At 62.0% G+C, this 15,022-nt stretch carries 14 protein-coding genes; 13 read left to right on the top strand and 1 reads right to left on the bottom strand.

Annotated elements, in window-relative coordinates:
• The first annotated feature begins 477 nt into the window (after nt 1–477).
• The 3 genes from hydA to preA all read left to right on the top strand — a co-directional run bounded on the left by hydA (nt 478) and on the right by preA (nt 4,722).
• Nucleotides 478–1,917 carry a dihydropyrimidinase gene (gene hydA / locus AC07SI_RS23170; protein WP_065901197.1) on the top strand — a complete coding sequence of 480 codons (1,440 nt, stop codon included), beginning with the start codon at nt 478–480 and terminating at the stop codon, nt 1,915–1,917.
• Between the two features lie 163 nt (nt 1,918–2,080).
• Nucleotides 2,081–3,448 carry an FAD-dependent oxidoreductase gene (locus AC07SI_RS23165; RefSeq protein WP_201145275.1) on the top strand — a complete coding sequence of 456 codons (1,368 nt, stop codon included), beginning with the start codon at nt 2,081–2,083 and terminating at the stop codon, nt 3,446–3,448.
• Nucleotides 3,448–4,722, top strand: coding sequence for an NAD-dependent dihydropyrimidine dehydrogenase subunit PreA (gene preA, locus AC07SI_RS23160; protein WP_065901202.1), 1,275 nt, complete (start codon nt 3,448–3,450; stop codon nt 4,720–4,722). The genes AC07SI_RS23165 and preA overlap by 1 nt, the downstream gene beginning before the upstream one ends.
• A 91-nt stretch (nt 4,723–4,813) precedes the next feature.
• On the opposite strand, the gene AC07SI_RS23155 is transcribed toward preA, so the two are convergent.
• Nucleotides 4,814–5,434, bottom strand: a complete 621-nt coding sequence (locus AC07SI_RS23155; RefSeq protein ID WP_027606227.1) for a TetR/AcrR family transcriptional regulator — start codon at nt 5,432–5,434, stop codon at nt 4,814–4,816.
• Nucleotides 5,435–5,577: 143 nt separating this feature from the next.
• Here AC07SI_RS23155 and AC07SI_RS23150 point away from each other — a divergent pair, with 143 nt between their 5' ends.
• The 10 genes from AC07SI_RS23150 (at nt 5,578) to AC07SI_RS23105 (ending at nt 15,010) form a co-directional block, all read left to right on the top strand.
• Nucleotides 5,578–6,027 carry a GNAT family N-acetyltransferase gene (locus AC07SI_RS23150; RefSeq protein WP_065901203.1) on the top strand — a complete coding sequence of 150 codons (450 nt, stop codon included), beginning with the start codon at nt 5,578–5,580 and terminating at the stop codon, nt 6,025–6,027.
• 12 nt (nt 6,028–6,039) lie between these two features.
• Nucleotides 6,040–6,405 (top strand): copper homeostasis periplasmic binding protein CopC, encoded by a 366-nt coding sequence (gene copC / locus AC07SI_RS23145; protein ID WP_106803342.1) that lies wholly within the window; start codon nt 6,040–6,042, stop codon nt 6,403–6,405.
• A gap of 3 nt (nt 6,406–6,408) precedes the next feature.
• Nucleotides 6,409–7,266, top strand: a complete 858-nt coding sequence (gene copD, locus AC07SI_RS23140) for a copper homeostasis membrane protein CopD (RefSeq protein WP_495006573.1) — start codon at nt 6,409–6,411, stop codon at nt 7,264–7,266.
• 680 nt (nt 7,267–7,946) lie between these two features.
• Complete coding sequence (locus tag AC07SI_RS23135) at nt 7,947–9,209, top strand: OprD family porin (protein ID WP_495006572.1); 1,263 nt, start codon at nt 7,947–7,949, stop codon at nt 9,207–9,209.
• Nucleotides 9,210–9,396: 187 nt separating this feature from the next.
• On the top strand, nt 9,397–10,221 hold the full coding sequence (locus AC07SI_RS23130; RefSeq protein ID WP_106803338.1) for an NAD-dependent epimerase/dehydratase family protein: 825 nt from the start codon (nt 9,397–9,399) through the stop codon (nt 10,219–10,221).
• A 30-nt stretch (nt 10,222–10,251) separates the two neighbouring features.
• The gene (locus AC07SI_RS23125; protein ID WP_106803337.1) at nt 10,252–11,127 is read left to right on the top strand and encodes an SMP-30/gluconolactonase/LRE family protein; all 876 of its coding nucleotides are present in this window, start codon (nt 10,252–10,254) and stop codon (nt 11,125–11,127) included.
• Between the two features lie 50 nt (nt 11,128–11,177).
• Nucleotides 11,178–12,149: a TRAP transporter substrate-binding protein gene (locus AC07SI_RS23120; RefSeq protein ID WP_106803336.1), complete on the top strand. Its 972-nt coding sequence runs from the start codon at nt 11,178–11,180 to the stop codon at nt 12,147–12,149.
• Nucleotides 12,150–12,214: 65 nt separating this feature from the next.
• Nucleotides 12,215–12,742 (top strand): TRAP transporter small permease, encoded by a 528-nt coding sequence (locus AC07SI_RS23115; RefSeq protein WP_106803335.1) that lies wholly within the window; start codon nt 12,215–12,217, stop codon nt 12,740–12,742.
• Nucleotide 12,743: 1 nt separating this feature from the next.
• A complete protein-coding gene (locus AC07SI_RS23110) occupies nt 12,744–14,024 on the top strand; it encodes a TRAP transporter large permease (protein WP_065903895.1) in 1,281 nt (426 codons plus the stop codon).
• Nucleotides 14,025–14,152: 128 nt separating this feature from the next.
• The gene (locus AC07SI_RS23105) at nt 14,153–15,010 is read left to right on the top strand and encodes an aldose 1-epimerase (RefSeq protein WP_495006571.1); all 858 of its coding nucleotides are present in this window, start codon (nt 14,153–14,155) and stop codon (nt 15,008–15,010) included.
• Nucleotides 15,011–15,022: the final 12 nt, after the last annotated feature.

The raw sequence follows: 15,022 nt of genomic DNA, 5'->3' as shown, positions 1-15,022 counted from the left end.
CAATAAGCGTGCCGACAACCGTAACCGAACCCACACCGCTTATATAACGTGCTGATGTTAATCAGCTTTCCGATTGCGCCTTCGGTACTTGCCGCGTTACTCAGGCTAAATAACGTGGAAGTTGCCCGAACGATCAGGACTCAATCTGGTGCACCACAATTATTTTTATTTCCCACCGCCGTCAAGCGGCATATCTCAAGCGTCTGATTTGCAATAAGAAATGTTGCTCAATTTACGAACCTGTCAAGTGCGTCAAAATGGTGAGACGTTGCTACATTTTGGTGAATTTTATATTTTATCCTTACAAATCAGTTACTTATTCAAGTTATAAGCTTAAGAAAAATCTTCTTGCTCAATCGAAAAACTCGGGCTAGTTTCTATTCCTGTCACCGATGACAGGAATTAACCGACCATCGGCAAGCAGCATTACAACACTTAGAACTGGCACAAGCCGGTCAAGCCTGTGAGGAACTCGACATGTCGCTGTTGATCCGTGGCGCCACCGTAATTACCCATGATGAAAGTTATAGAGCCGACGTGTTATGCGCAGGCGGTCTAATCCGCGCTATCGGCACTGATCTGGATATTCCCGCCGGCACCGAGATACTCGATGGCAGCGGCCAATACTTGATGCCCGGCGGCATCGATCCCCACACCCATATGCAACTGCCCTTCATGGGCACCGTGGCCAGTGAAGACTTTTTCAGTGGCACGGCGGCGGGTCTGGCGGGGGGCACCACGTCGATCATCGACTTTGTGATTCCCAACCCGCAGCAGTCCTTGCTGGAAGCCTTTCATCAGTGGCGCGGCTGGGCAGAAAAGTCGGCCGCCGACTACGGCTTTCACGTGGCGATCACCTGGTGGAGCGAGCAGGTGCGCGAGGAGATGGCCGAGTTGGTCAGCCACCACGGCATCAACAGCTTCAAGCACTTCATGGCCTACAAGAACGCGATCATGGCGGCCGATGACACCCTGGTCGCCAGCTTCGAACGCTGCCTGGAACTCGGCGCGGTGCCCACCGTGCATGCGGAAAACGGCGAGCTGGTGTACCACCTGCAGCGCAAGCTGATGGCCCAGGGCATCACCGGCCCGGAAGCGCATCCGCTGTCGCGGCCGTCCCAGGTGGAAGGCGAGGCAGCGAGCCGCGCCATCCGCATCGCCGAGACCATCGGCACGCCGCTGTACCTGGTGCATGTGTCCACCCAGGAAGCGCTGGATGAAATCACCTACGCCCGTGGCAAAGGCCAGGCGGTGTACGGCGAAGTGCTCGCCGGCCACCTGCTGCTGGACGACAGCGTCTACCAGCATCCCGACTGGCAGACCGCCGCCGGCTACGTGATGAGCCCGCCCTTCCGCCCGCGCGGGCATCAGGAAGCCCTGTGGCGCGGCCTGCAGTCGGGCAACCTGCACACCACCGCCACCGACCACTGCTGCTTCTGCGCCGAGCAGAAAGCGGCTGGCCGTGACGACTTCAGCAAGATCCCCAACGGCACCGCCGGTATCGAAGACCGCATGGCGCTGCTGTGGGACGAAGGGGTCAACACCGGGCGTCTGTCGATGCAGGATTTCGTCGCGCTGACCTCTACCAACACCGCGAAGATCTTCAACCTCTACCCGCGCAAAGGCGCGATCCGTGTAGGCGCCGATGCTGACCTGGTGCTGTGGGACCCCGAGGGCACCCGGACCATTTCGGCAAAGACCCATCACCAGCAGGTCGACTTCAACATCTTCGAAGGCAAGACCGTGCGCGGAGTGCCGAGCCACACCATCAGCCAGGGCAAGCTGGTCTGGGCCGATGGCGACCTGCGCGCCGAGCGCGGTGCCGGGCGCTACGTCGAACGGCCGGCGTATCCGGCGGTGTTCGAGCAACTGAGCAAGCGGGCCGAGCGTTCCAGGCCCACTGCTGTGAAACGCTGAAAGCGGCCTTCGGCCGATCGCGGGCAAGCCCGGCTCCCACATCTCCTGAAGTGTGAACACATTCAAATGTGGGAGCTGGCTTGCCTGCGAAGAGGCTGGCACAGGCAACAAAAAAACGATTGCCCATCAGAGGCAGCACCTCAATAACCGTGAGGCCACTACCGTGATCCAGACCCTGACCCACCTCCCCCACCCCCATGAAGATGGGCCGACACTCGCCAGCCATTTCACCGACCTGGCACCGCCGCTCAACGCCCGCCAGGCCCAGCTGGAAGCTTCGCGCTGCCTGTATTGCTACGACGCGCCGTGCGTGAATGCGTGTCCCAGCGAGATCGATATCCCGTCGTTCATCCGCAATATCCACACCGAAAACGTGCAAGGCGCGGCCCAGAAGATTCTCTCGGCGAATATCCTCGGCGGCAGCTGTGCGCGGGTCTGCCCCACGGAGATCCTGTGCCAGCAGGCCTGCGTGCGTAACAACGCCGAAGAGTGCGCCCCGGTGCTGATCGGCCTGCTGCAACGCTACGCCATCGACAATGCGCACTTCAGTGAACACCCGTTCCAGCGCGCCGCATCGACCGGCAAGCGCATCGCCGTGGTGGGCGCAGGGCCTGCCGGTCTGGCCTGCGCCCATCGCGCGGCGCTGCACGGCCATGACGTGGTGATTTTCGAAGCCCGCGAAAAAGCCGGCGGCTTGAATGAATACGGCATCGCCAAATACAAACTGGTGGATGACTTCGCCCAGCAGGAACTGGATTTCCTCCTGCAGATCGGCGGTATCGAAATTCGTCACGGCCAACGCCTGGGCGACAACCTGACCTTGAGCGAACTGCACCAGCAATTCGACTCGGTGTTCCTCGGCCTCGGCCTGGCGGCAAGCAAACAGCTGGGCCTGCCCCATGAGGACGCCCCCGGCCTGCTCGCCGCCACCGACTACATCCGCGAACTGCGCCAGGCCGATGACCTCACTCAACTGCCACTGGCCGACCGCTGCATCGTGCTTGGCGCCGGCAATACCGCGATCGACATGGCCGTGCAAATGGCTCGCCTCGGTGCCCGCGATGTCAACCTGGTGTACCGCCGTGGCCTCACTGACATGGGCGCCACTCACCATGAGCAAGACATTGCCAAGGCCAATCAGGTACGCCTGCTGACCTGGGCGCAGCCCGAAGCCGTCTTGCTGGACGATCAGGGCCAGGTACGCGGCATGCGCTTTTTGCGCACGCGCATGGAAAACGGTCGACTGCAGCCTACCGGCGAAACCTTCGAGCTGGCCGCCGATGCCATCTTCAAGGCTATCGGCCAGGGCTTCGACAACGGTGCGCTGCAGGATCCCCTGGCCCAGCAACTGCATCGCGTGGGCGAGCGGATCTTTGTCGATGAACAGCTGCAAACCAGCATTCCCGGGATCTATGCCGGCGGCGACTGCGTCAGCCTCGGCCAGGACCTCACCGTGCAGGCGGTGCAACACGGCAAGCTGGCCGCCGAAGCCATGCACGCCCAACTCATGCTGAATGTGGAGGCTGCGTAATGGCCGATCTCTCGATTGTGTTCGCCGGTATCAAGGCCCCCAACCCATTCTGGCTGGCCTCCGCGCCGCCCACCGACAAGGCCTACAACGTGGTCCGCGCGTTTGAAGCGGGCTGGGGCGGCGTGGTGTGGAAGACCCTGGGTGAAGACCCGGCGGCGGTCAATGTGTCGTCACGCTACTCGGCGCACTTCGGCGCCAACCGCGAAGTGCTGGGTATCAACAATATCGAACTGATCACCGACCGCTCGTTGGAGATCAACCTGCGGGAAATCACCCAGGTAAAAAAGGACTGGCCCGACCGCGCGCTGATCGTGTCGCTGATGGTGCCGTGTGTTGAAGAGTCCTGGAAAAACATCCTGCCGCTGGTGGAAGCCACCGGGTGCGATGGAATCGAACTGAACTTCGGCTGCCCCCACGGCATGCCCGAACGCGGCATGGGCGCGGCGGTGGGCCAGGTGCCGGAGTATGTGGAACAGGTGACCCGCTGGTGCAAGACCTATTGCTCGCTGCCGGTGATCGTCAAGCTCACGCCGAACATCACCGACATCCGGGTGGCGGCGCGTGCGGCGTATCGCGGGGGCGCAGACGCGGTGTCGCTGATCAACACCATCAATTCCATCACCAGCGTCGACCTGGAGCGCATGGTCGCGCTGCCGGTGGTCGGCACCCAGAGCACCCACGGCGGCTACTGCGGTTCAGCCGTGAAGCCGATTGCACTGAACATGGTCGCCGAAATCGCCCGCGACCCACAGACCCAGGGCCTGCCGATCTGCGGCATTGGCGGCATCGGCAACTGGCGCGATGCAGCAGAATTCGTCGCCCTCGGCTGCGGCGCGGTGCAGGTGTGCACAGCGGCGATGCTGCACGGGTTCCGCATTGTTGAAGAGATGAAGGATGGGCTGTCGCGGTGGATGGATAGTCAGGGTTACCAGAGCCTGCAGGAATTTTCCGGGCGAGCGGTGGGCAACACCACGGACTGGAAGTACCTGGACATCAACTATCAGGTCATCGCCAAGATCGACCAGGCCGCCTGTATCGGCTGCGGGCGTTGCCATATTGCCTGTGAGGACACTTCGCACCAGGCCATCGCGAGCTTGAAGTTGGCCGATGGCACGCACCAATACGAGGTGATCGACGATGAGTGCGTGGGCTGTAACCTGTGCCAGATCACCTGCCCGGTGGCGGACTGCATCGAGATGGTGCCGATCGAGACGGGCAAGCCATTCCTGAATTGGACGCAGGATCCGCGCAACCCCTACCGGGAGGCGGTGTAGCCCTTTATATGATCGTTCCCACGCTCCGCGTGGGAATGCCTCACTGGACGCTCTGCGTCCGCGCTTGGAACGCGCAGCGTAGGAACGAGCATCACGGCTCCAACCCGATCCCGCGCAAAATCACACTGGTCACCGTCTGAATCGCCTTCTCGAACTGCATGTCCGACAGCGGCTGGTGATCATTCAGAATCTTCACCTGATGATCGAAGTCGGCGTAGTGCTGGGTCGACGCCCAGATCATGTACAGCAGGCTCGACGGTTCCACCGGCAGGATGCGTTTGTCCTCCACCCATTGGCGAATTTTCGCTTCCTTCATCTTGGCCCAGTCGTACAGGCTTTCATCCAGCGCCTCACCCAGTGTCGGCGCGCCGTGGATGATTTCGTTGGCCCAGACTTTCGAGCCATACGGCCGCGTGCGCGAGCGTTGCATCTTGGCGCGGATGTAGCTGCTGAGCACGACGCGCGGATCATCGAAGGTCTCGAAGCTCAGTGCATCCTGCTTCCACACTTCCAACAGGTCGAACAGCACCGCGCTGTACAGCTCGCTTTTGGTGGTGAAGTAGTAATGCAGGTTGGAGCGCGGCAGTTGCACTTCTTCGGCGATGTCGGCCATGGCGGTGCTGCCATAGCCCTTTTCGGCGAAGATTTTCTCCGCCGCCAGCAGGATTTTTTCGACGTTGACCCGACGAATTCCACTCTTGTGATTGCCCATAAGGGCTCCCTGACAACAACTTGGCTTAAAGACTACCATCGGCTCTAGATCGCGGCGACAGGCCACAATGAAACTTCTTACGCGAAGCTTTCGCGCATAAATAGGATTGGTTAGGATCGCGATCCCTATGAAGGATCATTGCCATGAGTATTCGACCTCGCCTGGCCACCGACGACCCCGTGCTGGGCGCACTGTGGGAGCGTTCGGTGCGGGCCACCCATGACTTCCTCCCCGAGGATGACATCCAGCGTTTGCTGCCGCTGGTGCGCGACACTTACCTGCCGATGCCGGCACTCGATACGTGGGTGTTCGAGGATGACGCCGGCATCGCCGGCTTCATCGCCACCGGCGGACACAATGTGGAGATGTTGTTTATCGACCCCGACCGCCGTGGCCAGGGCATCGGCCGCCAGTTGCTGGACCACGCCCGCGCCCGTCACGATACCCTCACGGTGGACGTGAACGAACAGAATCCGCAGGCCGTGGGCTTCTACCTGCACTATGGTTTCATCCAGGTCGCGCGCTCGCCGCTGGATGGCGAAGGCAAGCCCTTTCCCTTGCTGCACATGGCTCTACCGACTCCTCAACCCTGAAGGTACTGAACAATGCTGATCAAGAACACGTTGACCGCCGTCGCCCTGCTCGCCTCGCTGCTGGGCGCCTCGGCGGCGTTCGCGCATGCGCACCTCAAGAGTTCGACGCCAGCGGCTGACAGCACCGTCGCCGCGCCTGCCGACCTGCGCCTGAGCTTCAGCGAAGGTGTCGAAGCCACGTTTACCAAAGTCTCCCTGAGCAAGGACGGCACCGAAGTCGCGATCAAGGGCCTGGAAACTCCCGACGCCGACAAGAAGACCCTGGTAGTCACCCCTGCCGCCCCGCTGGCAGCCGGCAATTACAAAGTGGTGTGGAACGCCGTGTCGGTCGACACCCATAAGAGCAACGGTGAATACAGCTTCAAGGTCGGCCAATAACCCATGGCAACGCTGCTGGTGCTGTGCCGTTTTTTGCATTTCATCGTCGTGCTGCTGATGTTCGGGGCCTGTGCATTCAGGCCCTGGCTGTTAGGCGCTGGAGCGCAACCGACACTGGACCGGCAACTATTGCGCATCACGCGCGCCCTTGCCTGGCTGGGCCTGGGCTCCGGCGTGGCGTGGTTGCTGTTGATCACCGCAAGCATGGCCGGCAGTTGGCAGGCGGCCCTGCAACCGGCCACCGTGCAATTGGTGCTGGGCAAGACCTTCTTTGGCCAGGTGTGGGTCTGGCACCTGTTGCTGAACCTGTTGCTGGTGATTGCGCTGTTCAAACCCTGGCCCGCCCTGCGCCTGCCGTTGACCGCCTTGCTGCTGGCGACCCTCGCCCCGGTCGGCCATGGCGCCATGCTCGATGGGCTCAGCGGTCAATTGCTGATCCTCAACCAGGTGGTGCATCTGGTCTGCGTGGGCGCCTGGCTCGGTGGATTGTTGCTGCTGGTGTTGATCCTCAGGCAACCGCAACGGCCCAGCCTGGAACCGATCCTCAGGCGTTTCAGCGGCGTCGGTTATGGCCTGGTCGCCGGTTTGCTGGTGACGGGCTTGATCAACGTGCGCGTGCTCACCGGGCAACTGTGGCCCACGCCGTTGTTCAATGGCTTCGCACTGATCCTGCTGATCAAGGTAATGCTGGTCCTGGGCATGTTGGCGCTGGCCTTGCTGAACCGATTGCGCCTTGATCGCGGCGAACAGCACCTGGGCAGCTTGAAAGCCAGCGTGATGCTGGAATGGTTACTGGGTGTTTCAGCAGTAGCCGCCGTTTCCCTGCTGGGCACCCTTCCGCCGATGGTCATGGCCAACTGAGTCCAGGGCAGGCTCGCGTCGGACTCGATCAAATATGGGGCTTGCCCGGGATATTGCCGGGCCTTGCGCGGCCGGCGTGGACGCCGCATTCCCCACTGTGAGAGCGGGCTTGCTCGCGAAAGCGCTGGTTCAGTCGATATTTCCGGTAACTGACACACCGCCTTCGCGGGCAAGCCCGCTCCCACATTTTTGAGCGGTGTGAAGCCTGGGCGTGGTTGTGCGGTTGAAATCGCCAGGCCTTGCGCCGTAAGCATGGACGACCCATTCCACAATGGGGAGCGGGCTTGCCCGCGAAAGCGCTGCTTCAGTCGATATTTCCGGTGACTGGCACACCGCCTTCGCGAGCAAGCCCGCTCCCACATTTTTGATCGGTGTGAAGCCTGGGGTTAGGTTGCGCGGTTGAAATCGCCAAGCCTTGCGCCGTAAGCATGGACGACCCATTCCCCCCTGTGGGAGCGGGCTTGCTCGCGAAAGCACTGGTTCAGTCGCTATTTCCGGTAACTGACACACCGCCTTCGCGAGCAACCCCACTCCCACCCCGCCAGTGTGTGTCTCGGCTCAATCACGTAGTCATCGTATAACTTCTGCTTGACACCCCTCGAAAACCTCGCAAATATTCGCTCCAATGTTGTACGACGACGTACGACAAATAATAAAAACAACAAAAAGGGAGCTTCACTGTGAGTCAATTCGCCCGCAATTCCTCCACGCGTATCGGCCTGATCGGTCTTGGCAGCCTGGCATTGACCCTGCCCCTCGGTGCCCAGGCAGAAGGTTTTCTCGACGACGCCAAGGCCACGCTCAACCTGCGCAACGCCTACTTCAACCGCAACTTCACCAACCCGACCAACCCCCAGGCCAAGGCCGAAGAGTGGACGCAGAACTTCATTCTCGACGCCAAGTCCGGCTACACCCAGGGCGCTGTCGGCTTCGGGATCGACGTGCTGGGCCTGTACTCGCAGAAGCTCGATGGCGGTAAAGGCACCGCCGGCACCCAACTGTTGCCAACGCACGACGATGGCCGCCCCGCCGACAACTTCGGGCGCCTGGGCGTAGCGCTGAAAACCAAGCTGTCGAAGACCGAATTGAAAGTCGGCGAATGGATGCCGGTGCTGCCGATCCTGCGCTCCGATGACGGCCGCTCGCTGCCCCAGACCTTTCGTGGCGGCCAGGTCACCTCGAATGAAATCGCCGGCCTGACCCTCTACGGCGGGCAATTTCGCGGCAACAGCCCGCGCAACGACGCGAGCATGGAAGACATGTTCATGAACGGCAAAGCGGCGTTCACCTCGGACCGCTTCAACTTCGGCGGCGGCGAATACACCTTCAATGACAAACGCACCCAGGTCGGCGTGTGGTACGCCGAACTCAGCGATATCTACCAGCAGCAGTACTTCAACCTGACCCACAGCCAGCCGGTCGGCGACTGGACCCTGGGCGCCAACCTCGGCTTCTTCAACGGCAAGGAAGACGGCAGCGCCCTCGCCGGCGACCTCGACAACAAGACCGCCTTCGCCCTGCTCTCGGCCAAGTACCTGGGCAACACCTTCTACGTGGGCCTGCAGAAGCTCACCGGCGACAGTGTGTGGATGAAGGTCAACGGCACCAGCGGCGGCACCCTGGCCAACGACAGCTACAACGCGAGCTACGACAACGTGAAGGAAAAATCCTGGCAGGTGCGCCATGATTTCAACTTCGTGGTCCTCGGCATTCCCGGGCTGACCATGATGAACCGCTACATCAGCGGCAGTAACGTGCACACCGGGGCGATCACCGACGGCAAGGAATGGGGCCGCGAATCGGAACTGGCCTACACCGTGCAAAGCGGTGCGCTGAAGGACCTGAATCTGCGGTGGCGCAATGCGACCATGCGTCGGGACTTCAGCAACAACGAGTTCGATGAAAACCGGATCTTCATCAGCTACCCGATCTCCCTGTTGTAACCCGCGGATACACTTTAGGTAGGCGCGGGCTTGCCGGCGATGGCAGCTCAATAGTCACCACCGACCGTGGAGCCACCATCGCTGGCAAGCCAGCACCGGCAAGGAAGGCGTGTGTTGACAAGCCAGGGAATCAATCACGATACTTCCACCTAGTCATACGACAACCTACAACAACAATGGAACCCCCATGACCACGACCACCTCCACACCCGTTCCATTCAACCGCCTGCTGCTCACCGGTGCCGCCGGCGGCCTGGGCAAAGTCTTGCGCGAACGCCTGCGTCCGTACGCCAAGGTGCTGCGCCTGTCGGACATCGCCGAGATGGCTCCGGCCGCGGATGCTAGCGAAGAAGTGCAACCTTGTGACCTCTCCGACAAACAAGCGGTGCACCACCTGGTGGAAGGCGTCGATGCCATCCTGCATTTTGGCGGGGTGTCGGTAGAGCGTTCGTTCGAGGAAGTACTTGGGGCGAATATCAGCGGGATTTTCCATGTCTACGAAGCCGCGCGTCGCCACGGCGTGAAGCGCGTGATCTTCGCCAGTTCCAACCATGTGATCGGCTTCTACAAGCAGGGCGAAAAAATCGACGCGCATTCCCCGCGTCGCCCGGACAGCTACTACGGCTTGTCCAAGTCCTACGGCGAAGACATGGCCAGTTTCTACTTCGACCGCTACGGCATCGAGACCGTGAGCATCCGCATCGGCTCCTCGTTCCCGGAACCGCAGAACCGCCGGATGATGCACACCTGGCTGAGCTTCGATGACCTGACGCAACTCCTCGAACGCGCGCTGTACACGCCGAATGTCGGCCACACCGTGGTCTACGGCATGTCGGATAACCTCGACACCTGGTGGGACAATCGCTACGCCGCGCACCTGGGTTTCGCCCCCAAGGACAACTCCGAAGTGTTTCGCGCCCAAGTCGAAGCCCAGCCACCGGTAGCCGCCGATGACCCGGCCAAGGTCTACCAGGGCGGCGCGTTCTGCGCGGCGGGGCCGTTCGGTGACTGACGCCAGACCAACCCAAGGGAATGAGTGGCCATGACTGCAGAATTGATTGTCGACGCCCGCAATGCCGTGGGCGAATGCCCGGTGTGGGTGCCTGAAGAAAACGCCCTGTACTGGGTGGATATTCCCCACGGCGGCCTGCAACGCTGGAGTGCCGCGACCGGGCATATCGCCGCGTGGAAAGCCCCGCAGGCACTCGCCTGCATCGCGCGCACCAGCGCCGGCAACTGGGTGGCCGGCCTGCAAAGTGGCTTCTTCCAGCTTACCCCGCACAACGACGGCAGCCTCGACACTACGCCCCTGGCCAGTGTCGAGCACCCGCGTGCGGACATGCGCCTCAACGATGGCCGCTGTGATCGCCAGGGCCGCTTCTGGGCCGGCAGCATGGTGCTGGACATGAGCCTGAACGCGGCCGAGGGCATCCTCTACCGCTTCGCCACCGGCAGCGCACCGCAGGCGCTGCTGGATGGGTTCATCACCCTCAACGGCCTGGCCTTCAGCCCCGATGGCCGCACGATGTACGCCTCGGACTCGCACCCGCTGGTGCAGCAGATCTGGGCCTTCGACTACGACACCGAGACCGGCACGCCGTCCAATCGCCGCGTATTCGTCGACATGCACCAGCACCCCGGCCGCCCCGACGGCGCGGCAGTGGATGCCGAGGGCTGCTACTGGATCTGCGCCAACGACGCCGGGCTGGTTCACCGCTTTACCCCCGACGGACGCCTGGACCGCTCCCTGAGCGTGCCGGTGAAAAAACCCACCATGTGCGCCTTCGGCGGCAGTCGCCTGGACACCCTGTTCGTCACCTCGATCCGCGACGACCAGAGTGAGCAGTCACTGTCAGGCGGCGTGTTCGCCCTCAACCCCGGCGTTACCGGATTGCCGGAGCCCACTTTCACCCTCTAGCTGCATTGCTGTGCCTTGAATACAACAATAACAAGACGGAGACACACCCCATGGACTTCAAACGCACTTTGCTCGTCGCTGCACTTCCCCTGACATTCCTCTTCACCGGCGCGGCCCACGCGCTGGAAATCAAGTTCGCCGACATCCACCCCGCCGGCTACCCCACCGTGGTTGCCGAAGAAAACATGGGCAAGGCCCTGACCAAGGAAAGCAACGGCGAACTGACCTTCAAGTACTTTCCGGGCGGCGTCCTGGGTTCCGAGAAGGAAGTGGTCGAACAGGCCCAGGTCGGGGCGATCCAGATGACCCGCGTCAGCCTCGGCATCGTCGGCCCGGTGGTGCCGGACGTGAACGTGTTCAACCTGCCGTTCGTGTTCCGCGACCAGGCGCACATGCGCAAGGTCATCGATGGCGAGATTGGCGACGAGATCCTTGCCAAGATCACCGACTCCGAGTTCGGCCTGGTCGCCCTGGCCTGGATGGACGGCGGCACGCGCAACCTCTACACCAAGAAACCGGTGCGCAAGATCGAAGACCTCAAGGGCATGAAGATTCGCGTGCAGGGCAACCCGCTGTTCATCGACGCCTTCAATGAAATGGGGGCCAACGGCATCGCCATGGACACCGGCGAGATTTTCAGTGCCCTGCAGACCGGGGTGATCGACGGCGCGGAAAACAACCCGCCGACCCTGCTGGAACACAACCACTACCAGAACGCCAAGTACTACACCCTCACCGAGCACCTGATTTTGCCCGAGCCCATCGTGATGTCGAAAATCACCTGGAACAAGCTCACCCCCGCGCAGCAGGTCATGGTGAAAAACGCCGCCAAGGTCGCCCAGGCCGACGAGCGCGTGCTGTGGGACAAGAAGTCCGCCAGCAGTGAGGAAAAACTCAAGGCCGCCGGCGTCGAGTTCATCACCGTCGACAAAAAACCGTTCTATGACGCGACCGCTCCCGTGCGCGCCAAGTACGGCCAGGCGTACGCCGACATCATCAAGCGCATCGACGCCGTCGAGTAATCACCCTCCTCCTCCAGCAAGGCCTGGCGCGGTCGGCATCGACGCGCCCGGTTACGGTGAACGCCATGAAGAATTTGCTGCTGCGCATCAATGATCGCCTCTACATGACCTGCATCTGGGTCGCCGGCCTCTCGGTATTGGGAGTGGCACTGATCATTCCCTGGGGCATCTTCGCCCGCTACATCCTCGGCACCGGCTCCAGCTGGCCGGAACCCACCGCCATCCTGTTGATGCTGGTGTTCACCTTCATCGGCGCCGCTGCCAGCTACCGCGCCGGCGCGCACATGTCGGTGGCGATGATCACCGACCGCCTGCCGCCGCGCCAACGCCAGGTAGTCGGCATCGTCTCGCAACTGTTGATGGCGACGATCTGCCTGTTCATGACGATCTGGGGCAGCAAGCTGTGCCTGTCCACCTGGAACCAGTTCATGAGCGCCATCCCGACCCTGCGCGTGGGCATCACCTATATGCCGATCCCGATTGGCGGGCTGCTGACCCTGGTGTTCGTGCTGGAAAAACTCCTGTTGGGCGACCAGAGCCAGCGGCGCGTGGTGCGCTTTGACCTGGTGGAAGAAAGCGAAGGGGCGGCTTGATATGGATGCGTTGATTCTGTTGGGCAGCTTTATCGCCTTGATCCTGATCGGCATGCCGGTGGCCTACGCCCTCGGGCTGTCTGCGCTGATTGGCGCGTGGTGGATCGACATTCCGTTCCAGGCCCTGATGATCCAGGTGGCGGGCGGGGTGAATAAATTCTCGCTGATGGCGATCCCGTTCTTCGTCCTGGCCGGGGCGATCATGGCCGAGGGCGGCATGTCGCGGCGGCTGGTGGCGTTTGCCGGCGTGCTGGTCGGGTTTGTGCGCGGTGGCCTGTCCCTGGTGAACATCATGGCCTCGACGTTCTTCGGCGCGATCTCCGGTTCGTCGGTGGCCGACACGGCCTCGGTCGGCTCGGTGCTGATCCCGGAAATGGAGCGCCGTGGCTATCCACGCGAATTCGCCACCGCGGTGACCATCAGCGGCTCGGTACAAGCGCTGCTGACCCCGCCCAGCCATAACTCGGTGCTCTACTCGCTGGCCGCCGGCGGCACCGTTTCCATCGCCTCGCTGTTCATGGCCGGCGTGGTCCCGGGCTTGCTGATGAGCGCGTGCCTGATGGTGCTGTGCCTGATCTTCGCGAAGAAACGCGATTACCCCAAGGGCGAAGTCATTCCCTTGAAACAGGCACTGAAAATCTGCGCCGATGCACTGTGGGGCCTGATGGCCATGGTGATCATCCTCGGCGGCATCCTCTCGGGTATCTTCACTGCCACCGAGTCCGCCGCGATCGCGGTGCTGTGGGCATTCTTCGTGACCATGTTCATCTACCGCGACTACAAATGGAGCGAGCTGCCCAAGCTGATGCACCGTACGGTGCGCACCATTTCCATCGTGATGATCCTGATCGCCTTCGCCGCCAGCTTCGGCTACATCATGACCCTGATGCAGATCCCGGCGAAGATCACCACGATGTTCCTGACCCTGTCGGACAACCGCTACGTGATCCTGATGTGCATCAACATGATGCTGCTGTTGCTCGGCACGGTGATGGACATGGCGCCGCTGATCCTGATCCTTACGCCGATCCTGTTGCCGGTAATCCTCGGCATCGGTGTCGACCCGGTGCACTTTGGCATGATCATGCTGGTCAACCTCGGCATCGGCCTGATCACCCCGCCGGTGGGCGCGGTGCTGTTCGTGGGTGCGGCGGTGGGCAAGGTCAGCATCGAGAAAACCGTGAAGGCGCTGCTGCCGTTCTATGCCGTACTGTTCCTGGTGTTGATGGCGGTGACCTACATTCCGGCGTTGTCGCTGTGGCTGCCAAGCGTGGTGCTATAACGTTCTGCGTACGAATACAGCCTGCCCCTCCCCTGTAGGAGGCAGGCTTGCCGGCGATGTGGCCCTGAGGTCGCCATCGCCGGCAAGCCAGCGCCTGCAGGTAGCTTTCATTTCAAGGTGAACCTGTGATGCTGGAACTCAGAGACGACCTGACCGTGCTGACCCTGGCGCCCGCCGTGGGGGGCAGCATCGTCAACTGGAGCGTGCGCGCCAGCGAGCAGCCGCTGCTGCGGCATAGCGATGAGCAGGCGATCGCTACCGGGTTGCCGGGCAAGCTGGGGTGCTATCCGTTGGCGCCCTGGTCCAATCGGATTGCCGAAGGCGGTTTCGACACCCCGGATGGCTGGCTGGCGCTGACACCGAACAGCCCGCTCGACCCGCTGCCGATTCATGGTTCGGCCTGGCAGCAGGTGTGGCAGGTGGTCAGCCAGTCGGCGGATGAGGTGGTGCTGGCGGTGGAGTGCGACACACCGTTTGCCTATCGCGCCGAGCAGCGGTTTCGCCTGGGCGGCGGCGAATTGAGGATCGAACTGCGCGTCACACATCTGGCCGACAAGGCCGCGTGGCATGGGTTGGGCTTGCATCCCTACCTACCGCGCCGGCCGGCAACGCGCTTGCAGGCCAACGCCGGGCAGGTGTGGATGAGTGATGCATCCAAGCTGCCGACGGGGCTCGCTCCGCTGCCGGCGGACTGGGATTTCCGCCAGCTCAAGGCGCTGCCGGAGCGCCTGGTGGATAATGGCTTTTGCCAGTGGGACGGGCAGTGCCGGATCGAGCAGCCGGAGCTGGGCTATGCGCTGGAATGCCGAGCCACCGGCGCCGACTACTTCCTGCTGTTCTGCCCACCAGGGCTGGGATTTTTCTGCATCGAACCGGTGAGCCATCCGGTGAATGCGCATCACCTGCCGGGACGGCCCGGGTTGAAACTGTTGGAACAAGGCCAATCGACTCAACTCGATTTCACCCTGAAATACCTTCCCCTGTAGGCGCCCGGCTGG

The organism is Pseudomonas sp. GW821-FHT05D12 (assembly GCF_059419825.1).
The sequence above is the reverse complement of the archived record's forward strand: the minus strand, read 5'-3'. Positions and strand labels throughout refer to the sequence as shown.

Coding starts and splice junctions, on each gene's coding strand:
- AC07SI_RS23125 (WP_106803337.1), top strand. CDS start 10,252: ATGACTGCAGAATTGATTGTCGACGCCCGCAATGCCGTGGGCGAATGC.
- AC07SI_RS23150 (WP_065901203.1), top strand. CDS start 5,578: ATGAGTATTCGACCTCGCCTGGCCACCGACGACCCCGTGCTGGGCGCA.
- preA (WP_065901202.1), top strand. CDS start 3,448: ATGGCCGATCTCTCGATTGTGTTCGCCGGTATCAAGGCCCCCAACCCA.
- AC07SI_RS23155 (WP_027606227.1), bottom strand. CDS start 5,434: ATGGGCAATCACAAGAGTGGAATTCGTCGGGTCAACGTCGAAAAAATC.
- AC07SI_RS23115 (WP_106803335.1), top strand. CDS start 12,215: ATGAAGAATTTGCTGCTGCGCATCAATGATCGCCTCTACATGACCTGC.
- copC (WP_106803342.1), top strand. CDS start 6,040: ATGCTGATCAAGAACACGTTGACCGCCGTCGCCCTGCTCGCCTCGCTG.
- copD (WP_495006573.1), top strand. CDS start 6,409: ATGGCAACGCTGCTGGTGCTGTGCCGTTTTTTGCATTTCATCGTCGTG.
- AC07SI_RS23120 (WP_106803336.1), top strand. CDS start 11,178: ATGGACTTCAAACGCACTTTGCTCGTCGCTGCACTTCCCCTGACATTC.
- AC07SI_RS23130 (WP_106803338.1), top strand. CDS start 9,397: ATGACCACGACCACCTCCACACCCGTTCCATTCAACCGCCTGCTGCTC.
- AC07SI_RS23110 (WP_065903895.1), top strand. CDS start 12,744: ATGGATGCGTTGATTCTGTTGGGCAGCTTTATCGCCTTGATCCTGATC.
- AC07SI_RS23105 (WP_495006571.1), top strand. CDS start 14,153: ATGCTGGAACTCAGAGACGACCTGACCGTGCTGACCCTGGCGCCCGCC.
- hydA (WP_065901197.1), top strand. CDS start 478: ATGTCGCTGTTGATCCGTGGCGCCACCGTAATTACCCATGATGAAAGT.